Genomic DNA, 21,970 nt, shown 5'->3' with positions numbered 1-21,970 from the left:
CTGCAACCCCTTTTTGGGGTTGCAGGCTATTTGCACTATTTGACTACTATATTGCATAATTTCACTACAAGAAAATAAAGTTTTTTTTCAAAAATATGACCCTGCTGAAGATCAGGTTCGACTTATGCCGTCACAACTTGACCAGAATCAGCCTGTTCGACTTCTTTTTTCGGACGTCTGCCATTCCAAAGGAAGTAAGCAAGCGTCAGCAGGATGGATACACCTGCATAGATGCTAAGAATTCCTGCCTGATGCCACATCACATCCAGATTACCACTCGATACCACGGCTTTGAAGCCCATAATGCTGTGTGTCATTGGCAACCAAGGGCTAAATGCTTGAAGCCATGATGGAATCAGTTCTACAGGGAAGGTCCCTGCACTAGCCGCAAGCTGGAAGACCAGAAGCAGAATGACAACATAACGTCCAGGCAGATCCAGCCAGGTTACAAGTGCCTGAACGATCAACATGAAGGTCAGCCCTGTAATAATGGTAAACAGATAGAACAGCCCTACGCTGTGCGTCTCCAGTCCAAGACCATATAACATGAAACTTGCCACAATAACCGATTGAAAAATACTCACGGAGCCAAATACCAGTGTCCGGCTGACAAAACGATTCCAGCCTGTTGCACCCGGTACGGACGTTTCCCGCATTTTCAATACAATCGTGGAAATCAATGATCCCACAAACAGACCAATCGACAGGAAGAACGGTGTCAATCCTGTACCATAATTGCTCACGTTCTCTGCTGTGTTCTCCGAGGAGTTTACAGGTTCAGCGAACATGTTCACCACATCATCCGTTTTCTTAACTTCAGATGTTTTCTGAGCGGCATCATTCAGCTTGGTTGCCAGTTCACCTGAGCCATCTTTTAGCTCGGTAAGACCGTCAGCCAGTTTGCCAGCGCCATCACCCAGTTGCTTGGAACCATCGGTTAGTGAATTAACACCACCACTGAGTTTACCCACACCCGTTTGCAAAGCCGTTGTCCCTGAGCCCAGCTGCTTGGCACCATCTGCAAGCAATGTACCACCACTTGCAGCATCGCCCAGTTTGCCGCTGAACTGCTTCAGACCATCGGAGAGCTTCGCTCCTCCTTGACTAAGCTGTCCGGCACCAGCTAGCAATTGCTGCTGACCATCCACCAGCTGGTTTGCACCAGCAAGAAGTTGCTCCTGACCTCCATGAAGCTCGGCTGCACCTGCAGCCAGTTGCTGGTTACCCTGATGCAGCTGATCTGCACCTTGTGCCAGCTTCTGCTCGCTCTCATGCAGTTGTGCACTGCCGTCAGCAACAGCCTCACTAGCCGCAAGCAGCTTCTGTACATCCGCATTTTCGGCCAGTTCGGGGTTCGATGCAGCAAGCTGTTTCAATCCGGCGGCTACGCCCTGTGCACCATCAGCAACCTTGGAGCTGCCATCTACAGCCGATTGCAAGCCTGTTGCCAGTGTCCCGCTGCCCTGAACGGCACTTTGCAGACCATCCGACAGCTTCGCACTGCCCTGTTCTGACGATTTCAGGCCAGCCTGCAGCTTACTTGTGCCATCCAGTGAAGACTGGAGTCCGGTTTCCAACTTGGCGCTGCCATCCTTCAACTGATCTGCTCCACTCTGAAGCTGGCTCGAAGCAGCTGCCTGAAGCTGTTGCAGACCGGATACAAGATTCGATGTTCCACTTTCAAGCTTGGTTGCCCCAGTGTGCAGCGCGTTAACACCATCACTTAATGGAGAAAGTCCTTCCTGAAGTTCAAGCGTTCCTGATGCAAGCTTCGCCAGGTTATCCTTAAGCTTAACAGCACCATCATCCAGTTTGCCTGCGCCGGTATTCAGTTCACCCGCCCCATCACCTGCCTCAGCCAAGCCATCCGATACTTCGGAGAACTTGTCGAGCAATGTTTCTGCATAGGATTCCGTTACTTTGGCTGAGACTTTTGCTTTCAGGTCCTTAATAGCGGTCTTACCGATCTGTGCACCGACAAAACTGTAATTGCCGTTTGGTTCATAGATCAGATCAGCCGGCTCCGGCTTGTCATCGAGCAATGTTGTTGCTTGGGATGAGAAGTTCTCCGGAATCGTAATTTGCATATAATATTTGTCATTACTCATGCCTTCTTTGGCTTGACTCGCACTGACAAAATCCCATTTGAAATCGGCATTTTTCTTCAGTTCATCCACCAGATCACTACCCACATGGAGGGATTTGCCCTCCAGCTCAGCGCCTTTATCCAGATTGACAACGGCAACCGGCATCTCATCCACATGACCATACGGGTCCCAATAGGCTGCCAGATAGATGCCACTATATAGGATCGGTATGAACATTATTGCAATAACAGGGATCAACACCTTCGGGTTTCTCACGGCCGATCCCACATCCTTGAAAAACACGGATAAAGATTTCATGTCATTTTCTCCCCTTAATCTCTCTGCTCCATGAGCAGGAATAACCATAATGAAATACAATGTCGCATTCCAGAAAACATACTGAAACACGAAGTGACCACTTTCCTCAAACGGTCACTTTAGGACAAAAAAACAACCTGTCTTCCGACAAGCCTCCCTGCTTGATACGCGTAAAAATCCTTATATTATAGTAGATTAAATTCGGATTACGTTACAGCAGCAATTCCTTCCATTAAGAAAAGGCGAAAGTAAGTCTTAATTTCCTCTTTGCTCAGCGGTTGATGTTGTTTGCTCCAGTCTGAAGTGAGTGCAATGTACAGGCGAATCATCATAAATGCGACGACTTGCGGATCACAATCTCGAATCTCTCCATTGTCTTTTGCTTTCTCAAGCTCCTTAGCCAGAAAGTCGGAGATTACTTTCTCCACCTTGTCCAATCCTTCCTTGGCCTGCAGCGTTCCAAAGTCCTTCAGCTCCTGAGATAACTTAACGAGCAGATCGTGATCACGACGAAACTCCAACAAGGCATCCAGTACCCGAAACAGATTATCGAAAAATGCACTTTCCTGATGTACTTCACGATGCGCGATGTTTTTCATTTCCTGAATCACTTCTACCAGGATCTGATCAAACAATTGTTCCTTATTGGTGAAAAACGTATAGATCGTTCCTTTGCCAACGTTCGCAATCTTGGCGACCTGATCCATCGTCGTTGCTTTGTATCCAAACATGGCAAACGACTGGGCTGCTGCATGAATAACCTGCTGTCTCCTGTCAATCGGAGCCATCGTATCCCTCCTTTAATCACGTTCATTGTTCAATCGCTCTACATAAATGACCAAAAATACAATTCAGTCATTCGGTCAAAAACTACAATACCACCTTCAAAAACAGATTGCAACCCTAACATTTTAAAAATTGTGTTAATATTTTTTAACCTAAATGCAGTGGAAACTCCTTCTGTCGTCGTCTATAGTGTAAGATGACTCAGATAATACGTGTATATAATGAAGTTTAGTTTGTCTCATTGTAAGATATATGGTGTAAATATTCATAGAAGAAACATGATTTTGTGCTTCAATGTATATTCATGTAGTAACGCATTCCATAGCTAGAATAAACAATGAATATCTTCTTTTTGAATTAAAACTTATGAATAAAGGTGAACTCATGCGAAAACCAAGAGTGCTCTTATTATCGGAAGGTTTCGGTACCGGTCACACTCAGGCCGCTCATGCGCTGGCACATGGCATCAAAAAAGTCAGTCCACATGTTCACAGTCGTGTCATTGAACTAGGCAAATTTTTGAACCCAACGGTAGCTCCACTAATTTTCTCTGCATATCGAAAGACACTATCGGTTCAACCCAAACTGGTCAGCCTGTTGTACCGCACACAGTACAATAAATCATTAAATGGTTTTACCAAGCTGGCGTTGCACCGAATTTTCTATACACAGACGGCACAGGTCGTATCCCAACTGAAACCCGATGCAGTGATCTGTACCCATCCTTTTCCGAATGCTGTCATCTCCCGGCTTAAACGCCAGGGTCTGAATATCCCGCTCTATACGGTCGTGACGGATTATGACGTGCACGGAACATGGATTAATCCGGAAGTGAACAAATATCTGGTCTCTACCCCTCAGGTCAAAGCATTGCTTGAGATCCGGGGTGTCGATCCCTCCCATATTCAGATCACGGGAATTCCTGTGCATCCAGACTTCTGGGAAGCAGGTGATAAGGTGAAGCTACGGGAAGAGATGGGGCTTCAGAACATGCCTACGGCGCTACTTATGGGTGGCGGATGGGGACTTTCGTTTGATGAGGATCATATGAAAGCTCTCACGTCTTGGGCAGATCGTGTTCAATTGGTCTTCTGTCTAGGAAGCAATGAAAAAATGATTGCAAAAATGAAGGAAATGCCTTGCTTCCAGCATCCGAATATTCGTATTCTGGGATATACACGGGAAGTAAGCAAACTGATGGATGTATCCGATGTGCTGATTACGAAGCCAGGTGGCATGACATGCACTGAAGCATTGGCCAAGGGTCTACCGATGTTGTTCATCCCTCCAATTGCAGGTCAAGAGGAAGAGAACTGTGAATACTTTGTACAAGCCGGATACGGCCAGGTCATTCACTCTGCCGACGTGATCACCAATCGTTTCAGACAACTAGTTGAGCAGGCATCTACTCAAACTGAAAGCCCGCTGAACGTAGCGCATCATTCAGGTAATTATTCGGTCTATGATCCGAAGTGCTGTGCTCAAGCTGTTCATGACTTATTGTTTCCGACGACAGCCGATGTCACAACAACCTCCTTGGAGCGCTTCACAGCCGGAATTACTGCCACGTCCTTGTCAGGTACCAGAATACCATTCTGACGCCTCTACGGACCTATAGAACAGCTCTCACGAGGTGTTATAGGGGACAAGACAATTGCTCACGATATACAAAGAAGGTTCCCTTCCGCATTTTTGGAAGGGAACCTTCTTTTATTTTCACGAATTCCACCGTATGATTTGGCAGAAAAAAGGGTAATTTAGAGTATAACGATATTTTTAAATAACGAAATAAAACTACTATTCAGGCTTTTTCAAGGGCCGTGTGATGCACACACAGTTAACTACCCTGCCTGTTTGCAGAATTTACGGGTCGATTACTTGTAAAAAGTATGATGACCGATCGTTTTTACTTTTTTCTGCGAACGAGCAACTGTCAGATCGTCGGCAAGCGTCAATGATAAGAAATAATACGTATCATCGGCAACTTCCTTCTTCCCGTTCAACGCAGCATTCACTGCTTTGATGCTGTCCTCGTTGGGAACCACACGCTTCATGCGTCCGTTCGCTACAGGACTAAACTGGGATTTCTGATAGATGACCTTGTAAATGGTATCGGGAAAATTGGCTGACCGCAGCCGGTTTAAGACAACATTGGCAACTGCCACTTTGCCTTCGTACGGTTCACCTTCCGCTTCTGCCATGACGATTTTTTGCAGCAGATGCAGTTCTTTATCGGACACACTGTATGACCAGGTTGCAAGTTTCGAGTCTTCCTGGTTCAGAAGTTTGGTCCGTGTAAAGTATAGTTTTTGGGGGGGAGTTGTTACAGCAGCGACTTCTTTGGCACGTTTCACTTTGGCCAATTTCAGTGCAGCTTCTTTTTTGGCTTTGGCCGCAGCTACCGCTCTAGCTTTGTTCTTGGCCTTGGCTTCTTGCAATTCCTGCTCTTCTTGAGCAGTTGTAAGCCAGTTCTTCGCTGGCAGAGATTCAGTCCACGCTACAGTTTGGGCAGACAGATTAGAGGACAGACTTGTCCCATCTTCCATCATGCGCCTCTCTTCTTGCGTAGATGTTTGATCATTTTGCCCAGAAGCCGCAAGTTCGGTCATCTGTTTACTATCACTAGCTTCATTCCACTTCCCCGTCGCCTGAACGACATTTACCCCCACTATACATACAAGCAGCACTGATAACATCGGTGCTACCCAACGATTTTTGCTTATAATGTTCATTCGAAGATTCCTCCTGTCGAAACAATTCCCTTAACTAAGTAACCCAAAAAAAAGAATTTGAATAACGATGGCTAATATTACATAGGGATAAACGTTATGTCAATGTGATTTTATGGCATAAAAATGATTATCAGGAAAAAGTGAACGTGTCCACTACCTCATACATTGGCGATTGGCCAAGCCTTGTCACATAAAGTACAATGTCCTCCACCATCCATGAATTAACACCTGTGGAATGTTCCGGAAGCACTCCAGATACCCCTTTATTCTCATTACCTGGAACCTGTCCCAGATATTTTCTGGCAATGGTAATGTGGGGAGCATAAGGTCTTAATTCAGCTTCATACCCAAGGGGCGAAGTCGCCTGCACGATTTGTTTTTGCAATGAAAACAAGCGCTCTATCTCTCCGCTAACACCTTTCCAAAGCACCTTAGGTGCTTCTTCAAGCCCAAATGTGCCCCAGTCGGAAAGCTGAAGTTCAAACGGCTGGAATCCGCTTGTTGCTGAGCGCAATGCTTTTCGCAGGTGTCCGATGTCACTAACTAACGTATCCCCCAGAAATTGCAAGGTTATATGATAATCTCTATGATCTGTCCATTTACGAAAATCCAGCTTGTTCTGTACAAGCCTCGCATCCATCTGAAGAGACTGCTGAACAGCAACAGGAAGACGAATGGCTACAAACAATCTTTCCCGTCGGGAGGAATGATCCTGATGTGATTGGTTATTCATTGCATACACCTCTCTAAAGTTCGCTCTATTATTTCATAACTATACATATCGTTTCAAGTTGGGTAAGTATAGAGTGACACAAATATAACCATTTGCAAATAAGGCTAGATTCCTGCATTTCCCACCTTAATGCACATCCAACACCAAATCTGATACACTTTAATTATCAAACTCATCAAACTATTTATCTCAGGAGGACCACACATTATGGGTAAAATTGTATGTTTTCCATCTCTATCCGAAGAACAGCAAGAGCGCATTCAGAATGCTGCACCGGGATACACCCTGAAATTCGGAAAAGCCAAGGAATTGGATCCCGCTGAGTTGAAAGAAGCTGAGGTTATTTTAGGTTGGTCCCCACTCGTCACAGAGCATGCATTGAAACAGGACAGCCTGTTGAAGTGGGTTCAGGTCTGGTCTGCTGGTGTAGACAATCTCCCCTTCGCAGATTTGCAACAAAAGAACATTCAGGTCACCAGTGCAAATGGAGTTCACGCGATTCCTATCACCGAAATTATTCTGGGCATGATGTTATCCCACAGTCGCTGGCTGAGACAAGCTATGCTGCATCAACAACAGGCCGAATGGAAAGCTCCTGCCAAACCACTACCGGAACTGCATGGCAAAACAGCGGTCATCGTTGGTGTAGGTGAGATCGGTACGGAAACAGCCCGTATTCTCAAAGCACTCGGCATGCACACAATCGGAGTTCGCCGCTCAGGTAAGGATGTCCCCAATGTGGACCAAATGTACGACATGACCGGTTTACATGAAGCCTTGAGCCAAGGCGATTATGTAATTAACATTTTACCGCTTACTGATGAAACCAAACATATATATGATCAAACTGCATTTGAGCAGTTCCGATCCGGTGCCTGCTTCGTCAATGTGGGCCGTGGCCCTAGTGTGAAAACGGAAGCGTTGCTGAATGCACTCCAAAACGGTCAAGTTGCTTTCGCTGCACTGGACGTGTTCGAAGAAGAACCTCTTCCTGCAGACCACCCGCTATGGAGCATGGATAACGTGTTAATTACGCCCCATATCGCAGGAAGTACAGAGCAATACGCGGATCGAGCAGTCGATATTTTCGTCAAAAATCTGGAAGCTTACGTCGCTGGCGATACCCTGCCGGTGAACCTTGTGGATTATAGTCATAAATATTAACACAAACACCCGTTCCCATGCAATATTGTGCAAATCAAATCACCGATTTCAATAGAACTAAAAAATATTTACACTTGCAACTTCGATGACAGAACAACCTTCCGATCACTGTTATTCCCAGATTTTTTTAATTGACTTGTAGAAAGGTTAAAATCTGTGAATAAAGGTGAACGCTCCGCTTCTTCAGGTTATTTCTGTCCTCTACGTTCTCGTGTAAATCATTAGTTCAATTGAAATGTACACAGTAAAAAAACTCTACCTCTGGAAATTTCCCTAGAGGTAGAGTTTTTGTTTTTTTACGCTTACATACAAAGCCAAATATGACGTATAAACGTGCCTTTGTGTACTGTTCGGTACTCTTTTACAGCCCATCCCGCTTCCAACAAGTGCTCTTCTACCCACTCTGTGGAAACAATCACCGCCCGTTTTGCCAATCTGCGCAAACTCTCCAGCATGGCTCGTTGCTCAGCATCCGGAAGTACAGAGCAGAGGTTATAGGGCATGTCCAGAATTGCTGCATCATACAAATCTTGCAGCTCATTCATATCCCCCAGTGTGATTCGATCCGAATCATACCCATAATGCGGCAGATTGATACGTGCACCTCGGACAGCCAGCGGATTGAGATCGTTACCTTTTGCATCAATTCCCATGGATAAAGCCTCAATTACAACCGTTCCCATACCGCAGCATGGATCAAGCAAGAGATGGTTTTCTACTCTCGGAACAGCAATATTAACCAGCGCTCTGGCGAGCGTGATGCCAAATCCAGTCGAGTAATTTTGCGGCTTCTGCCGGTGAATCTGCCATGATCGATCCGCTTCTGTCCACTGGCCCAAGATCCATTTTTCTCCTGTTTGGATTAGGCCGAAAGTCACCTTAGGTTGTTTCATCTGTGCCTTGCCCTTAATGCACATGCCGATTTCTTTTTCCAGTTGACGAGACTGTGCATAATCAGGTGTATGGTCCCCTTCTTTCAGACAAACCACCTTAAATGTTTCTTCAGGCAACAGATGAATATCTCTGGCAAGAGGAAGCAAATCAGTCACGGTATCCCCTTCGCCGATCACGTCAAGTCTGCCATGGATAAAAGGACTACGTCCAGGTGGAATACATCGTTCAGACCACACATACGACCCCATATCCATAGGGATCTCCGAACTCGGTTCAAGCAGCGTATTCAGCTCCAGCATGCATAATTCTTGCTCGTTCTCGTGGCAAGCAAAGGTGTAGAGGTGTTTTCCAGAAGTAGCGTAAATACCAAGTGTTTCATCAGGCAAAATCCCCCTCTCCTTCCTTCATTAATCATGTTTCTTCTATATAAATAGTAAGCTCATTGAAGACATATCAAATACGACTCATACGTTTGCTTCAGGTAGTCATTGTATACAATGTTAGGCCCCTAGACAACTATCCATTTCCTTGCACGTATCTATTTGGAAAGAAAAAAATAAGGTGTTCCCATTGTTTAGGAACGCCTTACTTTATTTTGAGATTATAACTTTGGAAACCTAATCATTCTTGCTGGCAAACGTTATAGGCCAACAGCTCATATATCATACTGATTTCTCACCAATCGCCGCCTGCTTGATTCCAGCTTCTTCTATTATAAGAAGAAGGTTATATTTTTAATTTTTCAATGGATGTAAGCAAATCTTCCGATAATTCTTTCAGACTTTGAATGTTGCCGCTAATCGTTTCCATGGAACTTACCTGCTCTTCCGCCGATGCAGAAACTTCTTCCACACTCGCTGCCGATTGTTCCGAAACAGCGGAAATCTGCTGACTGAAATCATTCATTCGTCCGCTTGCCTCCTGCATGCCTGCGAGACCATCTGTCATTGTGCTGATGACACCAACCATGCCTTCCACCGATTCGTTAATTGTACGGAAGAGTTGACCTGAAGCAAGCACATGTTCCTGACCCAGTTCGGTCTCCTGAACGCCCGTACGTAATTCCACAACTACCCCTTGTGACTCCTGCTGAATATCCTCGGTAATCGCTGTGATCTCTTCGACCGAAGTCTGCACAGCCTCAGATAACTTCCGCACTTCTGATGCAACTACAGCGAATCCGCGTCCACTCTCTCCCGCACGTGCTGCCTCAATGGAGGCATTCAATGCCAGCAGATTGGTTTGACGTGCAATGTCATGAATGACCTGAACCAGCTTGGAGATATCTTCATTTTTACGATTCAACCGTTCCATCTTGTTCATGGAAGCCGAGACCGAACCGGAAATCTGTTGCATCTGCTGCACCGACTGTTCCATCGCCTTGCGACCATTCAGCCCTTGCTCCAGTACAAGATCCGACATGACGCGCAGCTGGCTACCTTGTTCCGTATGATTCTGAATGTGATCATTCAACACTTCAACCGTACGAGCTGATTCCACGGCTGTCTCTGCCTGGCTCTCCGCGGCCTTGGCTGACTCTTCCATGGTCACAGCAATTTGGCGACTACCAATCTTAACCTCTTCTGAGGATATTGCCAGTTCTCCACTTTGCAGATTGACAGCTTGCGCAATTCGTCTGACGCTCAGAACCATGGAAGTCAGGTTACCTTTCATGTCATTCACCGCTTTGGCCAGAACACCAACTTCATCCTCATGTTTGGTATGTATGTCCTGAACATTCAGTTGGCCTTCTGCAATCAGTTTCACCGCACTAATGACACGTAGCAGTGGTTTCACGACCTGTGAACGAATAATCGGAATGCTGATCGCTGTAATGACAATCATGACAAGAACACCGATAATGATGATTAACCTACCATCCTGCACCGATCGGATCGTTTGGGCCGCCGCCAGATTGGACTGTTCCTGATTGTATTCCACGAGATAATCGAGATCGACTTGCATAGTGTCAAAGGAATCAGCACCTTTATCAGCTACTTCCTTCGCCAGCTGTGTCTGACCCTCATCACTCAGCTTGATCGATTGCGTATTAATCTTGAGATATGCTTCCCATTTGTTCTTGAACGCAGTCCAGTGTTCGAGCTCTTCCGCGGACTTCTCCTGCTGATCATAGATTTTAATCGCCTGCGTCGTCTCACGAATATACTTGGTACGCTCTTCTGACAAAAATGCCTTGTCTGTTTCTTCCGCGTCAAAGTGACGATAACTTAGTGACAGGACATGCTCTGTGGTATAGTTTAACCGATTAATTTGCTGGATTGATGGCATCCAATTGTTCGTAATTTCATTGGTATTGGTTTCAATTGAATTCATCCGGGTGACAATCGTGACACTCAAAACAATTAAACAGAGGATTAACAAGTAGAACGCGATGCTGATACGCAGACCGATACTCTTGATCTTGAATCTGCTGAACATATGATTTCCCCCTTGACCTCTTCGGTCATCCCGAATGCAGGTGCGTTTGTCATTGTTTTCCCCTTCTTTTGACCTCTTGTCAAAAGAACTTATCTATATTATATCGATAGGAAAATAGACGTAAAGTATTATAACATTATTTTGTCATTAAGATGCTTGGTTTTGTAAAAGATTGTTGAATCTTGACAAAGTTCAAACCGAAGAGCTGCAGCATACGGTAAAGTCCCGATCTGCAGCTCTTCGGTTTGTTCGGATTTCAACGGCTAACATCATAAAGCGATCAGCCTAGTTCAGTATTGCTGTCTTATGCTCAGCCAGCAATCGATATGAATCCAGCCTACGCTCGTAATCTGGTCCTGCCGTAACCAGAAGCAACCTCTCCGTATCCAACCTGCTACTCACCTGTTGCAATCGAGCCCATAACTGTTCAGGTGTACCTGCATAGTGCCGCACCGATTCTTTATGATCAATAACGGCTGCATCATTCGTGTTAGAGACCGTGATACCACTTGAATTCGGCTCAGTTGAACACTCTTTCCCATTTGCCTCGCGTCTCTCCATCATGTCACGACTCCAGGCCATAGCATCCGTCTCCGACTCGGCACACAATACGCTGACTGCCACCATAACCTCAGGCTCCTTCATCGTTGCACTAGGGATAAATCCTTCCCGGTATCGCTTTACAGCCTCTGTACCATCGGCATCACTCATGAATTGACCAAATACATATCCCATGCCAAACCGTGCCGCAAATTCTGCACTCTTCACGTTAGTTCCCAACATCCAGAGTGATAACGGAAGCTTGGGAATCGGACGAGCTGTCACAGGATGATCCTCGTACATGTAGCGGTCTTCGAGCAATTCTGTGAGTGCTGCAAGTGATTCGGGCAGCTTGGACACATGCTGCAAGTAATTGCCACTGAGTGCCATCGTGGCATGAGGTCCACCGCCAGGAGCACGTCCGAGCCCAAGCTCAATGCGCCCCGGATAGAGCGCAGCCAGCAGGCGGAACGCCTCCGCAACCTTGAGTGGGCTATAATGCGGCAACAAGACCGCACCAGAGCCAAGTTGGATCGTTGTTGTCCTTGCTCCGATGTGCGATAACAGTACTTCGGGAGAGGCCGATGCCAGTTCAGCCATATCATGATGCTCTGATGTCCAGTATCGGGTGTATCCCCAAGACTCGGCATGTTGCGCAAGTGTAACCGATTGTTGAAGTGCCTGTTCCGCTGTGGCATCGTTTAACCTTGGAACAAGGTCAAGTACGCCCAGACTGAACGTCTCACTCATTCGCTTAGCCACGCGTCTCATCTCCCTTTATATCGGTTCATTTTAATCCAGATCGTAGATCGAACCCACCTTCAGACCGTAGAGTTCATTATATATTTTCTCGGCAAATGCATCCGTCATTCCTGCGATATAATCGATCACCATGTGTTCCCAAGTCCAGATCGGCTGGGCTTTTGCCTGATCCTTCTCATAACGCTGCAGCCAGTCGGATGGAATAATGGATTTGGACGTTTCTGGATCAAGAAATGCATCCCATAATCGCTTAATCATCCATTCACTTCGCTTCTGTAGCCGCTGCACACGCAGGTCACGAATCATCGTCACCCAGGCAAAACTCTTGAGCACACTCACCGTACGCAGCATATCGAGGTCTTCAGCCCCTTCACGGACAAAAGTTACCTTCTTCCAGTCGCCGTCGTCAATAACGCCCAGGCTACCTACAAAAAAGCTCACCCAATAGGCTTTCACTTCACGACGGGTACGTGAGTAATCATGCTCGCAGAACGGCATCTTCTCATTCCAGATGCGCAGGAACGAAGCGAGGACCTCTTCTACCTTTTGCCCAATCGCTTCTCGGGTCCATCCGTTCCAGAACAGATCCTCCAGCGTTGTAATCTTATCCACAATCAGTCGATTCACATGCGGATCTTGCAGGAAATGCTCATGTACTTCAATTTTGCCTGCTTTGATGCCATCCTCCAGGTCATGTGAGGAGTACGCAATATCGTCGCAAAGGTCCATCAACTGTGCTTCCAGCGTCTTCTTGCCTGCCGGCACGTTCCAGCGTTCACGGATCTCCCGAATATATTGCCACTCATGATGATACATGCCTTTCTTGCTCTCTGTCCCGGGGTACGGATACTTGTTGATTCCTAGTAATACCGCATCAGACAGGTTCAGTCCGTCGATATCTTCACGCTTCTCCAAGTGCATAATGAGACGGAAATTGTGTGCATTGCCTTCAAAATGCTCGTATTTCCGTTTTAGCTCGGCACGGACTTCAGACTCCACCTTGGGGACTTTGGCGCTGCGGCTTTTTTTCATGATTTTCTTAGCCTCGGTGTTAATGAGGTCATCCAGAATACCATCCAATACTTCTTCACCTTTATGTCCAAACGGCGGGTGACCGAAGTCATGTGCGATTGCAGCACACTCCACCACTTCTGAATCAATAATAAGGCCGGGGTTGTCCGCGCGGTCCCAGTCTACCTCAGGAAAACGGCGAATCAAACTGCGGGCAGCCTCTCGTGCAATCTGTGCCACCTCCAGGGAATGGGTCAAGCGAGTACGATAATAATCGCCCGTTCCTGCGCCAAACACCTGCGATTTGCCCTGTAACCGACGGAAGGTCGGTGAATGAATGAGTCTCGAATAGTCCCGTTCATACGCTGCACGAGATCCATCCAATTTGGTTAATTCAGGATATTGTCTATGTTCTCTCAGATCGTTCCATTGCATGGGGATCACTCCTAGCCGACTGTCTCTATTTTGAGTGATTATACACAACATCTGTGGTTTCGAAAAGTGAAACCTGTCTGCGGTTGTCATCTCTTCTTACATCAACTTGTAATGAACAGTCATCTTCTCTTATTATACCCTGCCAGACTATCATCCGTGCATCTAAATGACAATGATTCATATTGAACTCATTATTCACATATGCTTGCTCACATGGCAGAACAACCCTAAGTATTCACGGTGCCAGCAGGTGGCCGTTCCGGTTACGGATCGTTCTTATGATCGCTGTTATTCCCAAATTTCTTTGATTCCCTTTATAAAGGGAGAAATTCGGGAAGAGCGTATGCTTCCGATGCAGCTTTCTTGCAGAAAGCTTTCAGGCGACCGCTTCGCTTCTTCAGAATCGATTCCGTCCCCTTCACTACTTTTGCTGTTTTCACACCAAATCTAAATGACATCATATTCTCTATAAGGGGGAATTCTTCAAAACTTTGAAAAGCTAAAGAATTTCATTACGATTTTCATCCATCGCTGCAATGATGGTCTGCCTCCCCCGCTCCTACCCGTTGTGGGTAAAAACAAAAAAACCGACAGGACTGAAACGCCCTGTCGGGGTGGAGATGGTGAATTCAAAGATATCTTGTAGTTTCCATGCTATATAAGCTCTGAGCCTTTCACCCGGAAACTGCATGGAACATTCCATTACTTTTGATTCAGTACACCGTTATTACATCAATGCGATATTGCAGAAGTTTACACCATAACTTTACAAATATCGTTTGTGAACTCTACTGGATCTTGAATTGGCAATCCCTCAATTAACAATGCTTGATGGTACAGCAAGCTTGTGTAGAGGTTCAGTTTTTCCTGATCCTGCGCGAAAGCGTCTTTCAACGATTTGAAAACATCGTGATTCACGTTGATTTCAAGTACTTTGTCGGCTTGTACGTTTTCACTGTTCGGCATAGCTTTCAGGATTTTCTCCATTTCAATCGTCAGCTCACCTTCAGTAGACAAACATACCGGGTGGCTTCTGAGACGTTTGGAAGCTTTAACGGCTTTGACTTTACCCGCCAATTGAGCTTTCATCGCTTCAAACAACTCTTTGTTGTCGTTGTCCTGAGCGTCCGTTTCTTCTTTGTCCGCGCTATCTTCGATGCCCAGGTCACCACTGGAGATGGATTTGAATTCTTTCTCATTGTAGTTCGTGATCATCTTGATTGCAAACTCGTCGATGTCATCGGTAAAGTACAATACTTCGTACCCTTTCTCAAGAACACCCTCGATCTGTGGCAGCTTCTCAATACGGCTAATGGACTCACCAGATGCATAGTAGATGTACTTCTGATCTTCCGGCATTCTGGAGACGTATTCGTCCAAGCTCACGAGTTTGCTCTCTTTGGAAGACGTGAACAACAGCAGATCCTGCAATGTATCCTTATTCACACCATAGTCGCTGTATACACCGTATTTCAATTGACGACCAAACGCTTGGTAGAACTTCTCGTAGTTCTCACGCTCGTCCTTCAGCAGGCTTTGCAGTTGACTCTTGATTTTGTTCTTAATGTTCTTCGCGATCAGGCTAAGCTGACGGTCATGTTGCAACATCTCACGGGAGATGTTCAGGGACAGGTCTTCCGAATCCACCATACCTTTGACAAATCCAAAGTAATCTGGCAACAGATCCCCGCATTTATCCATGATCAATACACCGTTGGAGTAGAGTTCAAGGCCTTTTTCATACTCTTTAGTATAGTAGTCAAACGGCGTGTTCTCCGGAATGAACAGGATTGCATTGTATACCACTGCGCCATCTGCGCTGATGTGCAGGTGTTTGAGCGGTTTGTCAAAACCGTAGCGTTTTTCCATATAGAAGTTATTGTAGTCTTCTTCGGTCAGTTCGCTTTTATTTTTACGCCAGATCGGCACCATGCTGTTCACGGTTTGTTCTTCTTGGTACTCTTCGAACTCGTTCTCTGTGCCCTCTTTCGGACGTTGACCCGTCACATCCATCTTGATCGGGTAGCGAATGAAGTCGGAGTATTTCTTGATGATGGATCTCAGGCGGTACTCTTCCAAAAACTCGTCATACGAATCTTCTTCGGTATTTTCTTTGATCGTCAGCACAATCTCTGTACCTACGGAATCTTTCTCAGCTGGTGTGATCGTGTAACCATCCGCGCCTTCGGACTCCCATTTCCACGCCTCGTCGCTGCCCAGCGTTTTACTCGTTACTGTTAGCTTGTCCGCCACCATAAATGCCGAGTAGAAACCAACCCCGAATTGTCCGATGATGTTATGGCCGTCTTTGGCTTCATTTTCCTTCTTGAACGCCAGGGAGCCACTCTTCGCGATAACGCCCAGATTGTTCTCCAGCTCTTCCTGCGTCATCCCGATACCGGTATCCGTCAGTGTGAGCGTGCGATTTTCTTTGTCGATCGTAAGCTTGATGAAGTAGTCCTCTTTGTTGAAAACAAGCGTATCGTCTGTCAGTGCTCTGTAGTAAATTTTATCAATGGCGTCACTGGAGTTGGAGATCAATTCTCTCAAAAAGATTTCTCTTTGGGTGTAAATGGAGTTGATCATCATATCCAGCAAACGTTTGGATTCTGCCTGGAATTCTTTTTTAGCCATGAGTGGTTGGACTCCTTTCAAATTGGATATCGAATGATTCAGTTAAACAATAGGAAGCAAACCTCTGAACTCACATGCAAAATGTTACGCTAGAAAATATCCCAATCAAATTGTTCCCATCATTTTTAGATCCCCATTTCAGAACTCAGCACCTCAGTTATTTTTGCTATCTAATGGCCGTTCCGGTTACGGATCGTTCTTTTGATCGCTGTTATTCCCAAATTTCTTTGATTCCCTTTAAAAAGGTAGAAATTCGGGAATAAAGGCGAACGCTTCGCTTCTTCAGAATCGATTCCGTCCCCTTCACTACCGAGGTGTTCCGACAAACAACTTAATGATGCGAGACATTTACAAATGGAAAAACGTCAGGGACGCATTTCGATTTCAAAAAAACTTTTCTAGCCACTTCACACGCATGTCATATCCCAAGGTGAACTTTACCTACTTATCAAAAACAGAATCATTCCATATGTAGGCGTATAGTAAAAACATCATTTGTTAGCACTCTAATGATCGGAGTGCTAAACCCTTCCTTTTATATAACATATGGGAAAATTGGGTGTCAATACGCAGGCGGTTATTTTAACAAAAAGATCGAATACCCCTTCAACTTTGACACATCACCAATCATTCTAACGTAATCCCGCGGGTAAAACAAAAGCCGCCTCGAACCAAAGTTCGAACCGGCATAGAAGAAACAATTACGGTTAGAATTAGAAACTTCTACTTTTTGGCCATTTTCGGATCAAGGGTATCGCGTAGTCCATCACCCATTAGGTTGAAGCCGAGAACGGTCAACATGATGGAAACGCCGGGGAAGATCAGTGTCCACGGTGCTTTTTGTATAAACTGACGGGAGTCCGACAGCATTTTACCCCACTCCGGGTCGGGTGGTTGTGCACCCATGCCTAGAAATCCGAGTGCAGCAGCTTCGATGATCGCCGTCCCAATTCCGAGTGTACCTTGCACGATCAGAGGAGTAAGGCTGTTGGGCAAGATGTGGCGAAACAAGATTCGACCGTTGCCCGCTCCAAGTGTCCGTGCCGACGTAATGAATTCCTCCTGTCTCAAGCTGAGTACCCGTGAACGCACCAATCTTCCGTAGGTCGGGATGTTCACGATGGCGATGGCGAGCAGTGCATTTTGCAACGACGGGCCCAATATCGCCACAATGGCGATGGCCAGTAATATCCCCGGAAAGGCGAGCAAGATATCAAATAGACGCGAGATAAGCATGTCCGCCCATTTTCCATAAAATCCGGCAATCAGCCCCAGTAGCGTACCCGCGATAATGGAACCAATGACGGAGAAGAACCCCACCCACAAGGAAATACGCGCCCCATGCAGCACTCTGGAAAACACGTCACGCCCCAGATCATCCGTACCAAACCAATGCTCTGCCGAAGGGGCCTGAAGCCGATCCACTAGCACCTGTTCCTTGTAATCGTAAGGTGCAATGTATGGCGCGAGGAAGGCCAACAGTATAAAAAATACGATAATAATCAGACCTGCAAACGCAAGCCGATTTTTCCGAAACGTTCTCCATGCTTCCCGCCATGGACCGGATGTGCTCGCCGACGCAGCGTCAATGGATGGTCCGGTATTGGTCGATAATTTGGCCATGCAGTGTCTCCTTTCTTGGATATGAATATAACAAAAGATCAACGCGTTCTATTACACTCAAGCACTACGATTGCATTACCATCTTCTGATCGCTATTATCCCCAGATTATATTGGTCCACCTATTTAAAGGTGAAAATCCGGTGATAAATGCGCAGCCTTTGCTTCCGATGTAGCTTTCTTTCAGAAAGTTTTTAGCTTCGCTTCTACAAATTGGTTCTGCACTCTTCGTGTCGTGTGAACCCAAATGATGAATTGCCTATTTATAACTGATACGAGGGTCGAACACGGCGTAGAGCAAGTCCACAATCAGATTGATTACCACGAAAAAGAAGGCCACGATCAGAATGCCACTCTGGATCACTGGATAGTCCCGCGAACTAATCGCTTCATATATATAACGTCCCACGCCCGGCCAGGCAAAGATCGTTTCGGTCAACACCGCACCCCCGAGCAACGATCCGGTCTGGATGCCGATAACCGTGAGCACAGGGATAAACGCATTTTTGAGTGCATGTCCATATACGACAAAAAACGGACCCAGTCCCTTCGCCTTTGCTGTACGAATGTAATCGGAACTCATGACTTCCAGCATGCTGGAACGGGTCATCCTTGCAATAACGGCCATCGGGATCGTACCAAGCGCAATACTTGGGAGCAACAAATGTTTCGTTACGGTCCACAACTGATTCCATTGTCCAGCGATCATCGTATCCAACACATACAAGCCCGTAATGGCTTCCACCGGATCACGTGCATTCATGCGTCCAATCGACGGCAGCCACTGCAACTTGTTCGCAAACAGCCATTGTTCCATCAGGCCGAGCCAGAAGATTGGCATGGATACACCCACTAGAGCAATGACCATACAGCAATAATCAAACCAGGAGTTGTGCTTCCATGCACTGACAATCCCGGCATTCACCCCAATAATGACAGCAAACAACATACTTGCCATCGTTAATTCAAGGGTAGCTGTCAGATAAGGCACAATTTCCTGGGCAATAGGCACCTTGGTGCGGATGGACGTTCCAAGGTCACCTTTGAGCAAATCGCCCAAGTAAGCGAAATATTGCTGGAACCAAGGTTTATCCAGACCGAGCTGGTCACGAAGGGCCTGCTTGGATTGTTCGGTTGCCTTTTGCCCAAGTATGGTCTCGGCCGGGTCACCCGGAATCGCGTGGATGATGGAAAAGACAATCAGGGTCATGCCCAGCAGTACGGGCAGCAACACAAGCACACGTTTGACAATATAGCTGTTCAATCCTGTTCACCTGCCTTCGACATATCGTGCAAAATAAAAAGCGCTGGCAGACACGTATGCTTTGGATAGTTACGTCCGGATGTGGGTTCTGCCAAGCATTGCGTCTCACCAGCGCTTTAATAGAAAGAATGGTTATTGCGTTAGATGCATATTCAGATTCAACTTACCTCTACTCTATTCGAAGTAGGCACTAGCATAGGATTCACTGCCCAGCGGAGATGGTACAAAACCTTTCAGGTTCGATTTACCCGCCAGAATTGGCGTCGTGTGCACAAGTGGAATCCACGGTGCGTCTTCCTTGATAATTGCCTGCGCTTGTTTGTACAGCTCGGCACGTTTCTCCTGATCTGTTTCTTTCTGCGCATCGGTCAGCAACACATGCAACTCTTCGTTGACATAGAAGCTGCGGTTGTTGCCCGGAATGGCGTCTTTGTCGAGCAAAGTGTACAGGAAGTTATCCGGGTCCCCGTTGTCACCCGTCCAGCCAAGCATGTAGATATCGTCTTTCTCTCCGGCTTTGGCATCATCCAGATACGTCGCCCATTCTGGGGATTCGATGTTCGTGGTCACGCCGATTTTCTCAAAATCAGCCTGGATCGCTTCCGCAACCTTCTTGCCATCAGGCATATACGGGCGGGATACCGGCATGGCATAGAAGGTTACCGGATCAGGCAAACCGTCAGGGAAGCCAGCTTCGGCGAGTAGAGCTTTTGCTTTTTCCAGATCATATGGGTAATCCTCAATGGTATCGTTGTATCCCCACAGCGTTGGCGGCATCGGGTTGACAGCAGGCTCAGCTTGTCCAGCAAAGAACGCATCAATAATCGCCTGCTTGTTTACCGCATGGTTGAGGGCTTGTCTGACTTTGACATTATCAAATGGTTTCTTCTTGAAGTTAAAGCCGATATACGCCACGTTGAACGGTGGACGCTCAATCTTCTGCAACTCGCTATTGCCTTCAAGGATGGACAGATCGTCCGGGTTCAGGTCCTCCATGACATCAATCTCGCCGTTTTGCAGGGCATTGAAGCGAGCGGTATTATCCGGAATCGAACGCACGATTACTTTGTTCAGCTTCGGTAGTCCTTCTTTCCAATAATCCACGTTTTTCTCCAGGGTGATGGAGTCGTTACGTTTCCACTCTTTGAATACAAATGGGCCGGTGCCCACAGGCTCGCTCTTGAAGTTTTCTTTTTTCTCCTGAATCGCTTTTGGGCTGGCAATGCCAAATGGCGTCATCGCAATATTTTGCAGGAAAGGCGCTTGTGGCTGGTTCAATGTGAACTCCACCGTAGTCTCGTCCGTTGCCTTCACTTCCTTAATCACACGTCCGTCCTCTGGACCAAACATGGAGTCGTAATAATCGAAGGAATCTCCCTCGAATTTATATTCACTCGCCGGATCACCCCAGCGGTTGAAGTTGAACACAACAGCCTCAGCATTAAAATCAGTTCCATCATGGAATTTCACACCGGACTTCAGCTTAAACACATACTTGAGTCCATCCGCCGAAATCTCCCAGCTCTCTGCCAGTCCAGGAACGACCTCTGTTCCGCCTTCCTTGTAGTCCAGCAATGAATCAAATACCTGATGTCCAATCTTCAGTGACTCTCCATCGGTCACAATTGCCGGGTCCAATGCCACCGAATCCCCCCCGCGGCCCATGATCATCGTATCTTGCGCTTCTGTCACTTCGGCTGGTGGCTCGCTGCCTTCCGCCGGAGCAGGCGAATTCCCAGCCCCCTCATTGCTCGAACAGCCTGACAACACCAAGACGGTGCTCAAAGCCAGAGTCAAAAAACCGGACATCCATTTCTTTCTCATTCGCATACGTACAACACCCTTCCCTGTCTCATAATGTGTGTGATGCTGGCATGAAAAAACTTCAATGATAGCCATTGGTTCGGTGCTTGCTTGTATCAATGAAAGGCTTTAGGTGCCTGTGATACCTGAATTAAAGTTCCGGGAAAAATAAGGCATGTATATGAAACGTAAAAAACGTATGGGAGAAAGATGAATAATGGATATAAGTAAAAGCCAGATCATCCTGCACATGGATTACGGATATGGACGATTACTTTTATAGAAAAAGAAGACGTGCAACGAACAAATTGCCTTGTGAGATGACTCTATGTAATGTAATGAAATGAGTTTGTTGCGATTTATTTGAACTTAGGTCAATAAGTAATAGCAAACGGTTACGGACTGTTAGACAGATCAAATCAGTAGATTAAAATTACAGATGGGCATATAGATACTACGCTGCTAGCTCTGCAATCAAACCTATCCCTTGAGCGGGTGCGGGTCGTTTTGAGTATGCAGTGTGGGAGCTGGACTAGGTATCGTTTGCAATACGGACGAAAGAAACTCTACATAGGCTAGGTAGTTTTGATGTGTGAGTTGTTTATTAGGGTGGTTATCTCTTGCAGATTGGATGTGTATAACGTATGAACGAGATCTTGAGATGTTGGATTGTACAACAGAGAGACATTACAATAACTTCATATGTTATGGTTTTGTCATGATGAGGAGGATTGTGTAAATAAACTG

General features: G+C 46.3%; 14 protein-coding genes. 2 read left to right on the top strand and 12 right to left on the bottom strand.

What is annotated here, in order from left to right; translation table 11 throughout:
* Positions 1 to 122 precede the first annotated feature (122 nt).
* Both IFU39_RS12995 and IFU39_RS12990 read right to left on the bottom strand, forming a co-directional pair.
* Positions 123 to 2,405 (bottom strand): YhgE/Pip domain-containing protein, encoded by a 2,283-nt coding sequence (locus tag IFU39_RS12995; RefSeq protein ID WP_091016185.1) that lies wholly within the window; start codon positions 2,403 to 2,405, stop codon positions 123 to 125.
* Positions 2,406 to 2,611: 206 nt separating this feature from the next.
* Positions 2,612 to 3,193 carry a TetR/AcrR family transcriptional regulator gene (locus IFU39_RS12990; RefSeq protein ID WP_036611349.1) on the bottom strand — a complete coding sequence of 194 codons (582 nt, stop codon included), beginning with the start codon at positions 3,191 to 3,193 and terminating at the stop codon, positions 2,612 to 2,614.
* Positions 3,194 to 3,575: 382 nt separating this feature from the next.
* Between IFU39_RS12990 and IFU39_RS12985 the strand changes: the two genes are divergently transcribed.
* Complete coding sequence (locus tag IFU39_RS12985; protein WP_192133059.1) at positions 3,576 to 4,790, top strand: MGDG synthase family glycosyltransferase; 1,215 nt, start codon at positions 3,576 to 3,578, stop codon at positions 4,788 to 4,790.
* A 275-nt stretch (positions 4,791 to 5,065) separates the two neighbouring features.
* Here IFU39_RS12985 and IFU39_RS12980 read toward each other — a convergent pair whose 3' ends face one another.
* Together IFU39_RS12980 and thpR are read right to left on the bottom strand one after the other, a co-directional pair.
* On the bottom strand, positions 5,066 to 5,923 hold the full coding sequence (locus tag IFU39_RS12980) for a cell wall hydrolase (protein WP_192133057.1): 858 nt from the start codon (positions 5,921 to 5,923) through the stop codon (positions 5,066 to 5,068).
* 130 nt (positions 5,924 to 6,053) lie between these two features.
* Complete coding sequence (gene thpR, locus IFU39_RS12975; RefSeq protein WP_091015456.1) at positions 6,054 to 6,656, bottom strand: RNA 2',3'-cyclic phosphodiesterase; 603 nt, start codon at positions 6,654 to 6,656, stop codon at positions 6,054 to 6,056.
* Positions 6,657 to 6,863: 207 nt separating this feature from the next.
* On the opposite strand from thpR, the gene IFU39_RS12970 reads away from it, so the two are divergent.
* Positions 6,864 to 7,820, top strand: coding sequence for a D-2-hydroxyacid dehydrogenase (locus IFU39_RS12970; protein WP_192133055.1), 957 nt, complete (start codon positions 6,864 to 6,866; stop codon positions 7,818 to 7,820).
* A gap of 302 nt (positions 7,821 to 8,122) precedes the next feature.
* Here the strand turns inward: IFU39_RS12970 and IFU39_RS12965 are convergent, their stop codons facing one another.
* From IFU39_RS12965 to IFU39_RS12930, 8 genes are all read right to left on the bottom strand, one after another.
* Positions 8,123 to 9,100: a TRM11 family SAM-dependent methyltransferase gene (locus IFU39_RS12965; protein WP_192133052.1), complete on the bottom strand. Its 978-nt coding sequence runs from the start codon at positions 9,098 to 9,100 to the stop codon at positions 8,123 to 8,125.
* A 340-nt stretch (positions 9,101 to 9,440) separates the two neighbouring features.
* Positions 9,441 to 11,153 carry a methyl-accepting chemotaxis protein gene (locus IFU39_RS12960; protein ID WP_192133050.1) on the bottom strand — a complete coding sequence of 571 codons (1,713 nt, stop codon included), beginning with the start codon at positions 11,151 to 11,153 and terminating at the stop codon, positions 9,441 to 9,443.
* Between the two features lie 285 nt (positions 11,154 to 11,438).
* Positions 11,439 to 12,464: an MsnO8 family LLM class oxidoreductase gene (locus IFU39_RS12955; protein ID WP_197997771.1), complete on the bottom strand. Its 1,026-nt coding sequence runs from the start codon at positions 12,462 to 12,464 to the stop codon at positions 11,439 to 11,441.
* A 21-nt stretch (positions 12,465 to 12,485) separates the two neighbouring features.
* A complete protein-coding gene (locus IFU39_RS12950) occupies positions 12,486 to 13,901 on the bottom strand; it encodes a deoxyguanosinetriphosphate triphosphohydrolase family protein (RefSeq protein WP_105597648.1) in 1,416 nt (471 codons plus the stop codon).
* A gap of 753 nt (positions 13,902 to 14,654) precedes the next feature.
* A complete protein-coding gene (gene htpG / locus IFU39_RS12945; protein ID WP_192133046.1) occupies positions 14,655 to 16,535 on the bottom strand; it encodes a molecular chaperone HtpG in 1,881 nt (626 codons plus the stop codon).
* A gap of 723 nt (positions 16,536 to 17,258) precedes the next feature.
* Positions 17,259 to 18,158 (bottom strand): nickel transporter permease, encoded by a 900-nt coding sequence (nikC, locus tag IFU39_RS12940; protein ID WP_192133044.1) that lies wholly within the window; start codon positions 18,156 to 18,158, stop codon positions 17,259 to 17,261.
* Between the two features lie 257 nt (positions 18,159 to 18,415).
* Positions 18,416 to 19,420: an ABC transporter permease gene (locus IFU39_RS12935; RefSeq protein WP_076209595.1), complete on the bottom strand. Its 1,005-nt coding sequence runs from the start codon at positions 19,418 to 19,420 to the stop codon at positions 18,416 to 18,418.
* Positions 19,421 to 19,594: 174 nt separating this feature from the next.
* Positions 19,595 to 21,244 (bottom strand): ABC transporter substrate-binding protein, encoded by a 1,650-nt coding sequence (locus IFU39_RS12930; protein ID WP_192133042.1) that lies wholly within the window; start codon positions 21,242 to 21,244, stop codon positions 19,595 to 19,597.
* Positions 21,245 to 21,970 lie beyond the last annotated feature (726 nt).

The organism is Paenibacillus sp. CFBP 13594 (genome assembly GCF_014842675.1).
GTDB classification, from domain to species: Bacteria; Bacillota; Bacilli; order Paenibacillales; family Paenibacillaceae; genus Paenibacillus; species Paenibacillus amylolyticus_B.
The sequence above is the reverse complement of the archived record's forward strand: the minus strand, read 5'-3'. Positions and strand labels throughout refer to the sequence as shown.